Genomic DNA, 14,970 nt, shown 5'->3' with positions numbered 1-14,970 from the left:
GACGCCGTTAGCTCATAGCACCGCCGACTTGGCGGCGCGCAGCAATCGATCGGACAACTCTCCTGGCCCCAGCGCCCGCGCCAGAGCCAAACCACCGACCATCAAGGCCATATCGGCCAAGGCTTTGTCGGTTTCTTCCGGGCTGGCCGCCAACTGCGCGACCATCAATTCAATATGTTCATTCAACACCACACGAAACTCGTCCGGCAGACGGCCCAGCTCGCCGACCGAAGCCGGAATCGGACAGGCCTGCTCGGTGGAATCACGGTGTTTGCGCGACAGGTAGAACGCTGCGACCAACGCGCGACGCTCTTCGCCGGTCAACTCGGCGTCCATGTCGGCGATCAAGCCACGACGATGGCTGAGCAGCTGCTTGAACGCTTCCAGCATCAATGCGTCCTTGCTTTCGAAGTGCGCATAGAAGCCACCGACCGTCAGGCCTGCCGCGCCCATCACTTCGCCCACGCTCGGCTCGGCCGGGCCGCGCTGGATCAGCGCTGCACTGGCAGCCTTGAGGATGCGTTCGCGGGTTTGAGCTTTTTTATCGTTCATCGTTGCCTCCGAATATTACGACTAGAATATTATTCTCATAATAATTTTTCGCAAGTCGTGGATGCGACCGCTGGTCTGAAGAACATTTTTGAGGAAAAAGGAGAGTTGGCCAAACGCCAGAGAAACAAAAGGGCCATTCAATAATTGAATGACCCTTAAAAATCCCGCAGAGCGGGTAATCGTGGCGTCCCCTAGGGGACTCGAACCCCTGTTACCGCCGTGAAAGGGCGGTGTCCTAGGCCACTAGACGAAGGGGACACAAACCCTTCTATACAACTGATCAGTGCTGAGAGCTGATCGATTCAAGGCCGGTGTGGCCAGACCTTGAACTGTAAAATTGGTGGAGCTAGACGGGATCGAACCGTCGACCTCTTGCATGCCATGCAAGCGCTCTCCCAGCTGAGCTATAGCCCCGGATTTTTCGCCTCGCGGCGGAGCGACATCTTGCAACATCACTTCTGTAAAACTGGCGTCCCCTAGGGGACTCGAACCCCTGTTACCGCCGTGAAAGGGCGGTGTCCTAGGCCACTAGACGAAGGGGACACAAACCCTTCTATACAACTGATCAGTGCTGAGAGCTGATCGATTCAAGGCCGGTGTGGCCAGACCTTGAACTGTAAAATTGGTGGAGCTAGACGGGATCGAACCGTCGACCTCTTGCATGCCATGCAAGCGCTCTCCCAGCTGAGCTATAGCCCCTCATCGCTGAGGACGGGGCGAATCTTAATGGCGCATCGGAAGGCTGTCAAACTTATTTTTAACAATTTTCAAAATTTTTTGTCGCCATAACAATCACTTACCGCCCTCCCCCCGTAAATTCAGGGGAAGCGCCGAAGATCGAGATCAAAAGATCGCAGCCTTCGGCAGCTCCTACAGAGTCAAACGCCGTTTAGGCGATATTGCCCAACAGTTTTTCCCACTCCTTGTTTTCCTTCTTCGACACTCCGCCCAGCAGGTCGATAGCCTGGCGCAGACGGAAACGGGTCAGGTCCGGACCGAGGATTTCCATCGCATCGAGTACCGACACCGAACTGGCCTGGCCAGTGATCGCGGCGAACATCAGCGGCATGGCATCACGCAGCTTCAACTCCAGGGATTCGACCACCGCCTGAATCGTCGCGGTGATGCTGTCCTTTTCCCACTGACGCAGGCTTTCCAGCTTCCACAAAATCAACTGCATCAACTGACGAACCTGATCGCCCGAGAGCTTCTTGGACTCGAACAGCTTGGCGTCCGGGTTCACGCCACCGGCGAAGAAGAAGCCGGCCAGCGGTGCGACCTGGCTGAAGGTTTCAACCCGGCCCTGCACGTGCGGTGCGATTTTCATCATGTATTCAGGATTCAGTGCCCACTTTTGCAGACGAGCGGCGAACTCTTCCACCGGCAGGTCACGCAGCCACTGGCCGTTGAGCCACGACAGCTTCTCGATGTCGAAAATCGGCCCGCCGAGGGAGACGCGGCTAAGGTCGAAGTTGTCGACCATTTCCTGCAGCGAGAACTTCTCGCGCTCGTCCGGCATCGACCAGCCCATGCGGCCCAGGTAGTTGAGCATTGCTTCCGGCATGAAGCCCATACGCTCGTAGAAGGTCACCGAGGTCGGGTTCTTGCGCTTGGACAGCTTGCTCTTGTCCGGGTTACGCAGCAGCGGCATGTAGCACAGCTGCGGTTGTTCCCAGCCGAAGTATTCGTACAAGAGGATCAGTTTCGGCGCCGATGGCAGCCACTCTTCACCACGCAATACGTGAGTGATGCCCATCAGGTGGTCATCGACCACGTTGGCCAGGAAGTACGTCGGCAGGCCGTCGGTCTTCATCAGCACTTGCATGTCCATGCGATCCCACGGGATCTCGACGTCGCCACGCAGCAAGTCAGGCACAACGCACACGCCTTCGGTCGGCACTTTCATGCGGATGACGTGTGGCTCGCCAGCGGCCAGGCGGCGCGCGACTTCTTCCTTGGAGAGCAACAGCGCACGGCCGTCGTAACGCGGGGTTTCGCCACGCGCCATTTGCTCGGCGCGCATCTGGTCCAGCTCTTCGGCCGTGCAGAAGCACGGGAAGGCATGCCCCATGTCGACCAATTGCTGGCAGTACTTCTGATAGATGTCGCCGCGCTCGCTCTGACGGTAAGGACCGTGCGGGCCGCCGACGTCCGGGCCTTCGCTCCAGTCGATACCCAACCAGCGCAGGGCGTCGTAAATCTGCTGTTCGGACTCGCGGGTCGAACGCAGTTGGTCGGTATCTTCGATCCGCAGGATGAACTCACCGCCATGCTGCTTGGCAAAGCAGTAGTTGAACAAAGCGATGTAAGCGGTACCTACGTGGGGGTCCCCGGTAGGCGATGGCGCGATGCGAGTGCGGACGGTGGTCATGGCATGTCTCGAAAAGAATAAAAGCGAAGATCAAACAAGAGGCGAATGGTAACAGGCGATAGCCGCCCGGCTCCAGTGAGTGGGGTATTTACCTCTACAGCACTAGCAAGTTGAGGCGAGCTGAAGGGTGGGGAAGTGCTCTGGCTAACAGATTTGGCGTCCGGCCGGACGCCATCGCGAGCAGGCTCGCTCCCACATTAGACCGTGTTTGTGCGGACAACCCGATCAAATGTGGGAGCGAGCCTGCTCGCGAAGAGGCCCTCAAAGACAACACAAAGATCAAACCGCGATCAACCGCTCCCGCAACTTGCCGATTTCGTCCCGAAGCTGTGCCGCAGCTTCGAATTCCAGGTCGCGGGCGAGCTGGTACATCTTTTCTTCCAGCTGACGAATGCGTTTGCTGATCTCGCTCGGCGAGCGCAGTTCGGCCTCGTACTTGGCACTTTCCTCGGCGGCCTTGGCCATACCCTTGCGCTTCTTGCTGCGCGAACCCGGCACGACCGCGCCTTCCATGATGTCGGCGACGTCCTTGAACACGCCCTTTGGCGTGATGCCATTGGCCAGGTTGAAGGCAATCTGCTTGTCGCGACGACGCTCAGTCTCGCCGATTGCCCGCTCCATGGAACCGGTGATGCGATCCGCATACAGAATGGCCCGCCCATTGAGGTTGCGCGCCGCCCGGCCGATGGTCTGGATCAGCGAGCGCTCGGAACGCAGGAAACCTTCCTTGTCGGCATCGAGAATCGCCACCAGCGAGACTTCCGGCATGTCCAGGCCTTCACGCAGAAGGTTGATCCCCACCAGCACATCGAAGACGCCGAGACGCAAGTCACGGATAATTTCGACCCGCTCCACGGTGTCGATATCCGAGTGCAAATACCGAACGCGCACGCCGTGGTCGGCCAAGTAATCGGTCAAGTCTTCGGACATACGCTTGGTCAACGTGGTCACCAGCACCCGCTCTTCCAGGGCCACGCGCTTGGTGATTTCCGAAAGCAGGTCGTCGACCTGAGTCAACGCCGGACGGATTTCGATTTGCGGGTCCACCAGGCCAGTGGGTCGCACCAATTGCTCGACCACTCGACCGGCATGTTCCGCCTCGTAATTGCCCGGCGTGGCCGAGACAAAAATCGTTTGGGGACTGATGTTTTCGAACTCGTCAAAACGCATCGGCCGGTTGTCCAGCGCCGACGGCAGACGGAAGCCGTATTCGACCAACGTCTCTTTTCGGGAACGGTCACCTTTATACATGGCGCCGACTTGCGGCACGCTGACGTGGGATTCGTCGATCACCAGCAAGGCGTCCGCCGGCAGGTAGTCGAACAAAGTAGGTGGCGCCTGGCCGGACTCACGACCCGACAGGTAGCGCGAGTAGTTTTCGATGCCGTTGCAGTAGCCCAGCTCGAGGATCATCTCCAGGTCGAAACGGGTGCGTTGCTCCAGTCGCTGGGCTTCCACCAGTTTGTTGTTGGAGCGCAGGTATTCCAGGCGCTCCTGCAATTCGATCTTGATCCCTTCGGTGGCCTCCAGCAGGGTTTCCCGTGGCGTCACGTAGTGGCTCTTCGGATAGAAGGTGAAACGCGGCAGTTTGCGAATGACCTCACCGGTCAGCGGGTCGAAGGCGGACAGGCTTTCCACTTCGTCATCGAACAGCTCGATGCGGATCGCTTCGAAATCGGATTCCGCCGGGTGGATATCAATCACGTCGCCGCGCACCCGGAAGGTCGCCCGGGCGAAATCCATGTCGTTGCGGGTGTATTGCAGGTCGGCCAGGCGACGCAGCAGCGCACGCTGGTCGAGCTTGTCGCCGCGATCGACGTGCAACACCATCTTCAAATAGGTTTCCGGACTGCCCAGACCGTAGATGCAGGACACCGTGGTGACGATGATCGCGTCCTTGCGCTCCAGCAACGCCTTGGTCGCGGACAGGCGCATCTGCTCGATATGGTCGTTGATCGAGGCATCCTTCTCGATGAAGGTGTCGGATGACGGCACATAGGCTTCGGGCTGGTAGTAGTCGTAATAGGACACGAAGTATTCAACAGCGTTGTTCGGGAAGAACGCCTTGAATTCGCCATACAACTGCGCGGCCAGCGTCTTGTTGGGCGCCAGCACCAGCGTCGGGCGCTGTATCTGGGCGATCACGTTGGCGATGCTGAAGGTCTTGCCCGAGCCGGTCACACCGAGCAACGTCTGGTGCGCCAGCCCGGCCTCAATGCCCTCGACCATCAGGCGGATGGCTTCCGGCTGATCGCCGGCGGGCTCGAAGCGGGTGACTAGCTGGAATTCAGACATACATACCTCTGGATTCGTGCCTGTCCGGTCAAACCGGACAGCAACGAAAAAGACCGCAAACGACCGATGTCGCCCGAGGAAAAAACTGGATTGTGCTCAATGTGGAGCCGATTACCATCGCTTTCAAGGCAAACGTCCTACATCGGACAAATCCTTTGACGACATCACTCGATCAACGATCGAAAAATAATTGGAAAAACTTACCGTAAAAGCCGAATCGCCTGTCGCCATCAATCGTTGATGGCCTCTATACTAGCTCCCCGTTTGTGCACCGCTCTAGTGCATTCGGCTGGAGCGCGACACGTCCCTCCACACTCCATTCAGAGCCGCCGCAATAATGAGCCTGTTCTCCGCTGTCGAAATGGCACCACGCGATCCAATCCTGGGCCTCAACGAAGCATTCAATGCCGATACCCGTACCAACAAGGTCAATCTGGGGGTCGGTGTTTACTGCGACGAGGAGGGGCGAATTCCACTCCTGCGCGCCGTTGTCGAAGCCGAGACGATTCGCGCCGCTCAACACGTTTCCCGTGGTTACTTGCCGATCGACGGCATCGCCGCCTACGACCAGGCTGTGCAGAAACTGCTGTTCGGCAATGATTCGCCACTGATCGCCGCTGGCCGGGTTATCACCACCCAAGCCGTCGGCGGTACCGGCGCACTGAAAATCGGTGCCGACTTCCTCAAGCAACTGCTGCCGAACGCCGTCGTGGCGATCAGCGACCCGAGCTGGGAAAACCACCGCGCGCTGTTCGAAACCGCCGGTTTCCCGGTGCAGAACTATCGCTACTACGACGCCGCGACCCACGACGTTAACCGCGCCGGTTTGCTGGAAGACCTGAACGCCCTGCCGTCCGGCTCCATCGTCGTGCTGCACGCTTGCTGCCACAACCCGACCGGCGTCGACCTGAGCCCGGCGGATTGGAAAAACGTGCTGGAAGTGGTCAAGGCCAAAGGTCACGTGCCATTCCTCGACATGGCTTACCAGGGCTTTGGCGACGGTATCGATGAAGACGCCGCGGCCGTGCGCCTGTTCGCCGAATCGGACCTGACCTTCTTCGTTTCCAGCTCGTTCTCTAAATCTTTCTCGCTGTACGGCGAGCGCGTTGGCGCCCTGTCGATCGTCAGCGAATCGAAAGAAGAAAGCGCGCGCGTGCTGTCGCAAGTCAAACGCGTGATCCGCACCAACTACTCCAACCCGCCGACCCACGGTGCAAGCATCGTCGCCGCCGTGCTGAACAGCCCGGTACTGCGCGCTCAGTGGGAAGAGGAACTGGCAGAAATGCGCCTGCGGATTCGCGGCATGCGCACCCAGATGGTCGACCTGCTGGCGAAAAACGCTCCACAGCGCGATTTCAGCTTCGTCGGTCGCCAGCGCGGCATGTTCTCCTACTCCGGCCTGACGGTTGAGCAAGTGACCCGTCTGCGCAGCGAGTTCGGCATCTACGCCCTGGACACTGGCCGCATCTGCGTTGCCGCGCTGAACCAGAGCAACATCGACGCCGTGACCAAGGCCATCGTTCAGGTGATCTGAGTCGTCGCGTGATTGAAAACGGGAAGCCATATGGCTTCCCGTTTTTTATTTGTCTTTGATAACTCCCAGTTCGGCGACCGGTCGCTCTAGACTGCACGCAGATCAAAAATGTGGGAGCGGGCTTGCTCGCGAAAGCGGTCTATCTGTCACATTGATGCTGGATGTGCCGCCGCCTTCGCGGGTAAGCCCAGCTCCCACAGGTTATGAGTACACCCGAGAATTCTTGAGAACCCACATGAAAAACGATGACCTACGCGCCGACCGCGACGAGCTGGACCACTTTGTGCCCCGCTCCTCGGCCAAACGCGGTAATAACCTGGTGCTGCAAGTGGCTGCGGGCGTGTTCCTTGGCGGCCTGGCGTTGTGGCTGGTGCAACTGACCGCCACGATGCTGTACGCCAAGCTGATGCTCGGCACCATTACCTTCGGCGGTTAGGCCAGTTCGGTTGCACGCTGGCTGGCCGCGTCGTCATAGGCCACATAAAGCGACTCGGCCACCTGGCTTTTGATTGCCTTGGTACTTTCCAGGCCCAAAACAAAACCTTCGGCCTTGCCGCCTGCACGATTCAATTCGTCAGCGCTGCTGGCTTGAGTGATCGCGTCGAACAGTTTCTCGGCGTGCGGGCCAACGCCTTTGGGCAGGCTGATCTGAGCGATGCTCATGCGAACACCCCGCTGTTTTGAGGTGTGAGGGCTGGGTGATTCATGGCGCATACCTTTTCGGCTGAGGGCCGGCAGCGCGTGTCACCACTTCCGGGCGACCATGGTAGACCTCTACCGCGATTCTGGTAACCGCCAATGGCCGATAACCCCCTCTGATCCGATGAAAACATCAAACTGCCAACAGAGGCTTGACTTCTCTTTTTGAATCAGTAACATAGACGACATTCCGCGATAGCTCAGTTGGTAGAGCAAGTGACTGTTAATCACTGGGTCCCTGGTTCGAGTCCAGGTCGTGGAGCCAGACAGCAAAATCGAAAAGCCCCTGAATCGAAAGGTTCAGGGGCTTTTTTTCTGCTCGCCATAAAGTCGAAAGATCGCAGCCTGCGGCAGCTCCTACAGGGGATCGCATCGCACACGAATCCCTGTAGGAGCTGCCGCAGGCTGCGATCTTTGATCTACCTGCTTTTTTACCGGGTACCGCCGTCAGACATGCTCACTGCTTTTCGCATGCGCCGCCCGCGGCTCTGCATGCCCATGCTCTGCCTCCACCACCGGAATCTCATTCCCGTCGCAGTCACGCAGCTTGCCTTCGCTGAAGTAATCCCCTTCCCGCAATGCCGCCAGGTCCTGATAACGCAAGACCCGCTCGGTACCGGCCGCAAACACCGATTGTTGATCCGAATTGCCGGCAGTGAGGTGGTTGAAGGTCAGGTTCAGCACGATGGCCATGATCGCCGAGGAGCTGATGCCCGAGTGGAAGATTGTCGCGAACCAGCTGGGGAAGTGGTCGTAGAAGTTCGGTGCGGCGATGGGGATCATGCCGAAGCCGATGGAGGTGGCGACGATGATCAGATTGACGTTGTTGCGGTAGTCGACCTTGGACAGGGTCCGAATGCCGCTGGCCGCCACGGTGCCGAACAGCACGATGCCGGCGCCGCCGAGGACGGAGGTTGGCACGGCGGCGATGACCCGGCCCATGAAGGGCAGCAATCCGAGCACCACCAGGAACACGCCGCCGGTGGCCACCACGAAACGGCTCTTGATCCCGGTTACCGCCACCAGCCCGACGTTCTGGGCGAAGGCGCTCTGAGTGAAGGAGCCGAAGATTGGCGCGACCATGCTCGACAGCATGTCGGCCCGCAGGCCGTTGCCCAGGCGTTTGGAGTCGACTTTGGTGCCGATGATTTCACCGACGGCCAGAATGTCGGCGGAGGTTTCCACCAGGGTCACCATGATCACGATGCACATCGACAGGATCGCGGCGAAGTGGAACGTCGGCATGCCGAAATGAAACGGTGTCGGGAAGCCGAACATCGGGCCTTGGGTGACGGACGAGAAATCCGCCATGCCGAGGAACACGGCAATGACTGTGCCGATGACCATCGCCAAGAGGATCGACAAACGGGAGATGGTCGCACTGCCGATTTTGCTCAACAGCAGTACCAGCACCAGCGTCACCGCCGCCAGGCCAATGTTCGCCATGCTGCCGAAATCCGGGGCATGGCTGTTGCCACCCATGGCCCAGCGCGCGGCCACTGGCATCAGCGTCAGGCCGATGGTGGTGATCACAATGCCCGTCACCAGCGGCGGAAAGAACTTGGTAATTCGCGAGAACACCGGCGTGATCAGCAAGCCGATCAGCGACGCGGCAATCACCGCCCCGAGAATCGACTGAAAGCCGCCCTCCCCACCACTGCTGACAATCGCCACCATGGTCGCAACGCCGGAGAACGACACACCCTGCACCAGCGGTAACTGACAACCGAAAAACGGTAAACCCAGGGTCTGCAGCAACGTCGCCAGCCCCCCTGCAAACAATGAAGCAGCAATCAACAAACCGATGTCCGCCGGCGAGAGCCCGGCCGCTTGGCCGATGATCAAAGGCACCGCGACGATACCGCCATACATGGTCAGAACGTGTTGCAGGCCGTAAGCCATATTCGCGCCGATCCCGAGATTCTCATCCTCGGGCCGTTGTTGTGAAACATGGGGCGTTTTCATGGTTGGGGGGTTCCCTGGTTTTTGTTGTGCGCACACTGTATTCAATAGTCAGGACAAATGTCTATAGAGTTGTATACAACCAGCCGGTCAGATTATGGACAGATGTTCACACCGCCCTTTAGCCGTAGAGCCCCCAGTCTAAAAAACTCTTGAAATACATCCTTCCTCCCCCTTTCCCTCCCCACCGCTAATCTTTTGCTTTCCAAGCGACCGCCGGTACGGCCGCCTCTCGCTTATACATATAAAGTATGCATAATGAAGTCATTCGAAATTCAGTACCACAAGGCAAAGAACGCGGCCAACAAACTAAAGCATCAAGGCGTCAGCCTCGCAGAGACAGAACCCGTGTTTTATGACGAACGAGCGCTGACGCTTCAGGACCACGCGATGGATCATCATCGGGCTGGATGCCAAAGGTCGACTGCTGGTCGTTGCATACACCTACCGCGACCCGAATTTCGTGCGAATCATTTCCGCGCGCATCGCCACCAAAAACGAGCGTCGCCACTATATGGAGGCTTGACCGATGAAAGATGAATACGACTTCAGCAACGCCAAGCGTGGAGCGGTTGCCTCCAGCAAAGGCAAGACCCGAATCACCATCATGCTCGATGATGTCGTCATAGAGGCAGCGCGTGCGTCGGCAGAAAGCGAGGGGTATGGCTACCAGACAGTGATCAACAATACCTTGCGTCAGGCCTTGCTCAGCGATAAAGGCAAAATGGCGAAGCCCGATCAGAACACTGCTGTGGCAAATGTCGGGCATTTCAAAAAAGGCATCACTGCCTCCGAGCTGAAAAGCCTGGAGAAAAAATTGTCAGAGGCCCTCAGCGAAATCCAGCATGTGATGGAGCTTGAAGTTCGTTCCTAGACACAACACCGACCAAAAGCAAAAGGGGCGAATTGATCAAATCCGCCCCTGTGCGTGGCGCTTAATTTACCTGCGACACAGGCTCAATCAACCGATCAAGCACCCGTTTCAACACTTCCTGCGCCGGCACTCGAATCCCGAATTCACTTTCCAGTAACCCGATCAACTCATCCACATCCGCTACCTCCCGCCGTTCGCTCTCACTGCCCATGCGATGAATGGTAAAGCTGCCGTTAATCAATGTGCGTCGCCATCCCTCCCCCGTCCGCGCCACCATCAGTTGTTTCACGAAGGACGATTCGGGATGGGTCGAGACGTACCAGTTGCCGAGGGTGTAATCGATGTCTTCCTGACGTTGCAGATCGAAAATGTATATCGCCCGCCATTCACCGCCGACGTTGGCACGCAGGGTATAGCCGTCGGCGTGCGGTTCGATGCGATAGGGTTCGTGAGGGGTGAACTGCTCGGCTTCGGTATCCAGCATCAGCGGTGCGGTGGGCACCATGCCGCCGAAGCCGACGTCAGTGATGTAGCGCACGCCGTCGAGGGTTACCAGACTCAAGCGGTGCGTTCGGGCGGTCCATGCGTCTTCGGGCTGACCCATGACCACGCGACCGGTGATGCCACGTGCGTCGAAGCCCAGTGCCTGAAGCAAGGCCAGGAACAGGTTGTTGAGCTCATAGCAGTAGCCACCACGACCGTCGTGCAGGACTTTCTGCTCTATGGACGGCAGATCGATGAGCACCGGTTCGCCCAATAACGTGGTGAGGTTTTCGAACGGGAAGGAACCCGTGTGGCGCAGTTGCAGTTGGCGCAGGGTTTTCAGGGTCGGTGCCGGGGGCGTATCGAAGCCCAAGCGCTGCAGGTACAGCGCAAGATTTGTCAGTCGTGTCTCGCTCATCGCTCAATCCTTTATGCAGAGGTCCGCGGATCGCTCCGCCGATGGGCGCCATGTATAAGGGAAAACACCGTCGGACTGACAATTGATTTAGCCAATCGCCGTACACGCCAAGACTATCGACGCTTGCGCGAACCCAATCGAATCCATGTCGGCGCATGATCGCTGGCATGAGGTTCGTTGCGAACCCAGGCATCGACGCCGGCCTCTTGCAGGTAAGGACTCAGTGCCGGGTTGAGCAGCAGATGATCGATGCGCAACCCCGAGTTTTTCTGCCAGTGCTGACGGAAATAATCCCAGAAGGTGTAGATCCGCTCCTCTGGATACAGATGACGCAGGGAATCGGTCCAACCCTGATCCAGCAACCGCTGATAACACGCACGACTCTCGGGTTGCAGCAGCGCGTCCTTGAGCCAGGAGCGCGGGTTGTAGATGTCCAGATCAGTGGGCACCACGTTGTAATCGCCGGCCAGCACCACCGGATGGTCGCTGCTCTGCAGGTCTTTGGCGTGCGAGATCAGCCGCTCGAACCACGCCAGTTTGTAATCGAACTTCGGTCCCGGCTGCGGATTGCCATTGGGCAGGTACAGACAACCCACCAGAACCCCATGCACGGCAGCTTCCACGTAGCGGCTATGGGTATCGCTGTCATCACCCGGCAAACCGCGCCGGCTCTCCAATGGTTGCGCATCGCGCGCCAGAATCGCCACCCCGTTCCACGACACCTGGCCGTGCCAGACAGCGCCATACCCGGCCGCCTCCAGTTCCGCGACGGGGAATGCGCCGTCGACCGATTTGAGTTCTTGCAAACAGGCGATGTCTGGCTGCTCCCGTGCAAGCCAGGCCAGTAGATTCGGCAAGCGGGCGCGCATGCCGTTGACGTTGAAGGTGGCGATTTTCAGGTTCTTCATGATCCGACGCTCGCAACGGATTGGGCGGTATCCAGTTGTGACCGGGGTGCGTCACGGCAGTTGCCGTGGCGCACGAAACAGGCGACTAAAGGTGCGTGCCCTGCGGCGGAAAATCATCCCTTGATGCCTTGAGCAACGGCAGCAGAGCATACTTGTCCACCGGTCGACTGAGGTAGAACCCCTGCACTTCATGGCACTGGTCCGAGATCAGGAAGTCCAGTTGCTCCAGCGTCTCGACACCCTCTGCGGTGACGGTCAGGCCCATGGCCTTGCCCAGATTGATGATCGCCTGCACCACGGCGCGGTCATTGCTGCCGCTGCTCATGGACGCAATGAAGCGCTTGTCGATCTTGATCCCGTCGAACGGATACGTGCGCAGGTAACCCAGCGAAGAATAACCAGTGCCGAAGTCGTCCATGTTCAGTCGTACGCCCAACTCCTTGAGCGCATTCATGGTCGCCAAGGCGCCATCGACGTCGATGAGCATCACGTTTTCAGTGATCTCCAGTTCCAGTCGACTGGCGGGCAATCGGCTCTGGATCAACGCCTCCCGGACATCCTCGATCACATCGCTACGGGCAAACTGCACCGGCGACAAGTTGACCGACACCATCATCGCACCGGGCCAGGTCAAGGCCGTCTCGCACGCTTCGCGCAACACCCAGCGCCCTAATGGCACGATCAGATCAGTCTGCTCGGCCAGTGGAATAAACGCGTCGGGGTTCAACAAGCCTTGCACCGGATGCTGCCAGCGCAGCAGCGCTTCGACCGAGACGATCTGTTTGCCGTCGACGTGATAACGCGGCTGGTAATGCATCACGAATTCGTTGTTCTTGATCGCCTGACGCAGGTCGCTTTCCAGTTGTCGGCGGTGCTGGATCTGATCGTTCATGTGCGGCGCAAAGTAGCACCAGGTCTTCTTGCCATTGGACTTGGCCTGATACAACGCGATATCGGCGCAGCGAATCAGCTCCTCCGGAAGATGCCCCTGGCGCCGACTCAGCGCGATACCGATGCTCGCGCCAATGTGCAGCGTGTGGTGATCGTAATGGATTGGTTGATGCAGGCTGTCGAGCAAGCGCTCGCAAAACCGGTCGATTTCCGCGTGGCTGTCCATGCCGTGGAGCACCAGCACGAACTCGTCGCCACCCAATCGGGCAACCAGATCGATGTCTCGCGTGCACTCGCGCAAACGAATCGCCACTTCCAGCAATACCGCATCGCCGGCTGGGTGGCCGAGGGAATCGTTGATCGGCTTGAAGTTATCCAGGTCGATCATCAACAGCGTCAACGCCGCCGACTGCTCTTTCAGCGCCAGCGCATCTTCGAGGTAGCGCGCCAGCTTGTTGCGGTTCGGCAAGCCAGTCAGTGCGTCGTGCATCGACAGATGCTGGATCTGCGCATGGGCGGCGACTTCATCGGTAATGTCGCTGGCCGTCCCGCGAAAACCCAGTACCGCACCCTTGCGCTGGATCGGTCGCGCCGACACCCGGCACACTCGCTGTTGCCCCGACTGATCGCGATAGGAACAGCGCAAGTGGCTGACGGCCTGCTCTTCATCGAGTTTATTCAGCCACAGCGACAAGGGCGTGGTATCGCAATTGAGCAGTTGCCCGATGTTCTGCCCCAACCATTGCTGATCGGAAAATCCCGTGACGGTGCTGAAGCGCCCCGACAGATAGGTGATGCAATGCTGGTCGTCGATTTCCCAGATCCAGTCGGACGCGGCTTCGGCCACCGCACGAAAACGCTCTTCACTGGCCTCCAGCGCCTGATTCGACAAATCGAGACTGGTGTAACTGGCGTCCACATGCCCGGACGTGCGCAGGACATAACGAAAGAAGTAAGCCGTCAACAACGCCAGAATCAACAGCGCTCCGCCCAGCGGCGGCAGCAGCGACCAGAGCAATTGGCGACCCGGTCGCTCAAGCCGGGAGACCAGGCTGTAACCGGTGCCGGTCAGGGCGACAGCTGGCTGACCGGGAACAATGCCGTCGTCGGCCGTCAGGCTCAAATTATTCAACCCGTAATCGGCACTCAAGGTATTGAGCTTTTCAGGGTTCAATTGATCGACATATATCAGCACTGAGGTGCTCTTGGGATCGACCGCCGGGCGTTCGTCATTGGGCACGATCGCGGCCGCCGTCAACAGCGCCGGTTTGCCTTCGAACAAGGTGTACCGGCTGACAGGCTCGATGAGGCTCTCCTGGCTCTGAACCTCCTCGATGAGGCTCGCCATCGACGTCGACAGATAGGCCGTCGCTTCGCCCTGCACCTGAAGCCCGCGCACTATGGCGTATTTGGTTCGCTGACGATCGATCACGAAAACGCCATCGTAGTGATCGATAGTGAACAGAGTTTTACCCACGTTCTGATCGACGTAGGCCCACTGCACATCGACTTTGTCGTTCAGGTGGTCGTAGGCGGTCGTCCAATTGGCGTAGCTGGCGATGTAGTTTTTCGAGGCGGTGATGCGGTTCTCAAGTGCGCGTTGCGTGTAGAACGTGGTTTTGCTCAGATCCTGAGCATCGAGCCGTGCGGCAATGCTGAACAGGGCCATCAGCGCGATCAACACCCCAACTACAAACAGCAGGCCGATGACGAACATCAGGTTGCGGGTAATCGGTGTATGACGCGCAGGTGCCGCGGTGGTAATGGCAGTCAAATCCATGCACTTGATCCTGTCGATCGGTCGCCTTATCGGGTGAGGCCGGCGGGGTCTGGTCTGTCGTCATGACAGCCAGGCTCTCCACAGACCATAGCAGCCATGCTCGGTCACCGCTCCTGAATACGCAAGTCATTGCCACACTTGAAAAACCCAGGCTCATTGCCATCCCGTCCCACCACTTGTCATCCAACCGGCACCAACCGCCC

At 58.6% G+C, this 14,970-nt stretch carries 11 protein-coding genes, 5 tRNA genes and 1 pseudogene; 5 read left to right on the top strand and 12 right to left on the bottom strand.

The genetic code is table 11. The annotated features are described in order from the left end of the window. Positions 1-12 precede the first annotated feature (12 nt). The 7 genes from AB7M29_RS13890 to uvrB form a co-directional block, all read right to left on the bottom strand. Positions 13-552 carry a TetR/AcrR family transcriptional regulator gene (locus tag AB7M29_RS13890; RefSeq protein ID WP_217857943.1) on the bottom strand — a complete coding sequence of 180 codons (540 nt, stop codon included), beginning with the start codon at positions 550-552 and terminating at the stop codon, positions 13-15. Positions 553-734: 182 nt separating this feature from the next. After that, positions 735-810: transfer RNA gene (locus AB7M29_RS13885), tRNA-Glu, on the bottom strand. 80 nt (positions 811-890) lie between these two features. Next, positions 891-966 (bottom strand) — tRNA-Ala (locus AB7M29_RS13880). 53 nt (positions 967-1,019) lie between these two features. Further along, positions 1,020-1,095: transfer RNA gene (locus AB7M29_RS13875), tRNA-Glu, on the bottom strand. Between the two features lie 80 nt (positions 1,096-1,175). Beyond that, a tRNA-Ala gene (locus AB7M29_RS13870) sits at positions 1,176-1,251 on the bottom strand. Positions 1,252-1,441: 190 nt separating this feature from the next. Then, positions 1,442-2,923, bottom strand: coding sequence for a glutamate--tRNA ligase (gene gltX, locus AB7M29_RS13865; protein WP_217857944.1), 1,482 nt, complete (start codon positions 2,921-2,923; stop codon positions 1,442-1,444). Positions 2,924-3,202: 279 nt separating this feature from the next. Further along, a complete protein-coding gene (gene uvrB, locus AB7M29_RS13860; RefSeq protein WP_367372134.1) occupies positions 3,203-5,218 on the bottom strand; it encodes an excinuclease ABC subunit UvrB in 2,016 nt (671 codons plus the stop codon). A 337-nt stretch (positions 5,219-5,555) separates the two neighbouring features. Here uvrB and AB7M29_RS13855 point away from each other — a divergent pair, with 337 nt between their 5' ends. Together AB7M29_RS13855 and AB7M29_RS13850 are read left to right on the top strand one after the other, a co-directional pair. Then, on the top strand, positions 5,556-6,752 hold the full coding sequence (locus AB7M29_RS13855) for an amino acid aminotransferase (protein ID WP_123720969.1): 1,197 nt from the start codon (positions 5,556-5,558) through the stop codon (positions 6,750-6,752). Positions 6,753-6,987: 235 nt separating this feature from the next. Then, positions 6,988-7,188 (top strand): hypothetical protein, encoded by a 201-nt coding sequence (locus AB7M29_RS13850; RefSeq protein WP_007905992.1) that lies wholly within the window; start codon positions 6,988-6,990, stop codon positions 7,186-7,188. Here the strand turns inward: AB7M29_RS13850 and AB7M29_RS13845 are convergent. After that, positions 7,185-7,415, bottom strand: coding sequence for a hypothetical protein (locus tag AB7M29_RS13845; RefSeq protein ID WP_020795513.1), 231 nt, complete (start codon positions 7,413-7,415; stop codon positions 7,185-7,187). The two genes, AB7M29_RS13850 and AB7M29_RS13845, sit on opposite strands and share 4 nt — an antisense overlap. Positions 7,416-7,640: 225 nt before the next feature. On the opposite strand from AB7M29_RS13845, the gene AB7M29_RS13840 reads away from it, so the two are divergent. Continuing rightward, positions 7,641-7,716: transfer RNA gene (locus AB7M29_RS13840), tRNA-Asn, on the top strand. Between the two features lie 182 nt (positions 7,717-7,898). On the opposite strand, the gene AB7M29_RS13835 is transcribed toward AB7M29_RS13840, so the two are convergent. Beyond that, positions 7,899-9,416, bottom strand: coding sequence for a nucleobase:cation symporter-2 family protein (locus tag AB7M29_RS13835; RefSeq protein ID WP_217858346.1), 1,518 nt, complete (start codon positions 9,414-9,416; stop codon positions 7,899-7,901). A 255-nt stretch (positions 9,417-9,671) separates the two neighbouring features. Here AB7M29_RS13835 and AB7M29_RS13830 point away from each other — a divergent pair. Both AB7M29_RS13830 and AB7M29_RS13825 read left to right on the top strand, forming a co-directional pair. Continuing rightward, positions 9,672-9,939, top strand: a pseudogene (locus AB7M29_RS13830) (BrnT family toxin). A 3-nt stretch (positions 9,940-9,942) separates the two neighbouring features. Then, positions 9,943-10,287: a BrnA antitoxin family protein gene (locus AB7M29_RS13825; protein WP_217858345.1), complete on the top strand. Its 345-nt coding sequence runs from the start codon at positions 9,943-9,945 to the stop codon at positions 10,285-10,287. A 61-nt stretch (positions 10,288-10,348) separates the two neighbouring features. Here the strand turns inward: AB7M29_RS13825 and AB7M29_RS13820 are convergent, their stop codons facing one another. The 3 genes from AB7M29_RS13820 to AB7M29_RS13810 form a co-directional block, all read right to left on the bottom strand. After that, positions 10,349-11,188, bottom strand: coding sequence for an arylamine N-acetyltransferase family protein (locus AB7M29_RS13820; protein ID WP_454247057.1), 840 nt, complete (start codon positions 11,186-11,188; stop codon positions 10,349-10,351). A 113-nt stretch (positions 11,189-11,301) separates the two neighbouring features. Next, positions 11,302-12,096, bottom strand: coding sequence for an exodeoxyribonuclease III (gene xth, locus AB7M29_RS13815; protein ID WP_052965500.1), 795 nt, complete (start codon positions 12,094-12,096; stop codon positions 11,302-11,304). 85 nt (positions 12,097-12,181) lie between these two features. Beyond that, the gene (locus AB7M29_RS13810; protein WP_217858343.1) at positions 12,182-14,767 is read right to left on the bottom strand and encodes a bifunctional diguanylate cyclase/phosphodiesterase; all 2,586 of its coding nucleotides are present in this window, start codon (positions 14,765-14,767) and stop codon (positions 12,182-12,184) included. Between the last annotated feature and the right edge of the window lie 203 nt (positions 14,768-14,970).

The organism is Pseudomonas sp. F-14 TE3623 (genome assembly GCF_053629015.1).
Note: the sequence above shows the minus strand (reverse complement) of the source record. Positions and strands in the feature narration are given on the sequence as shown.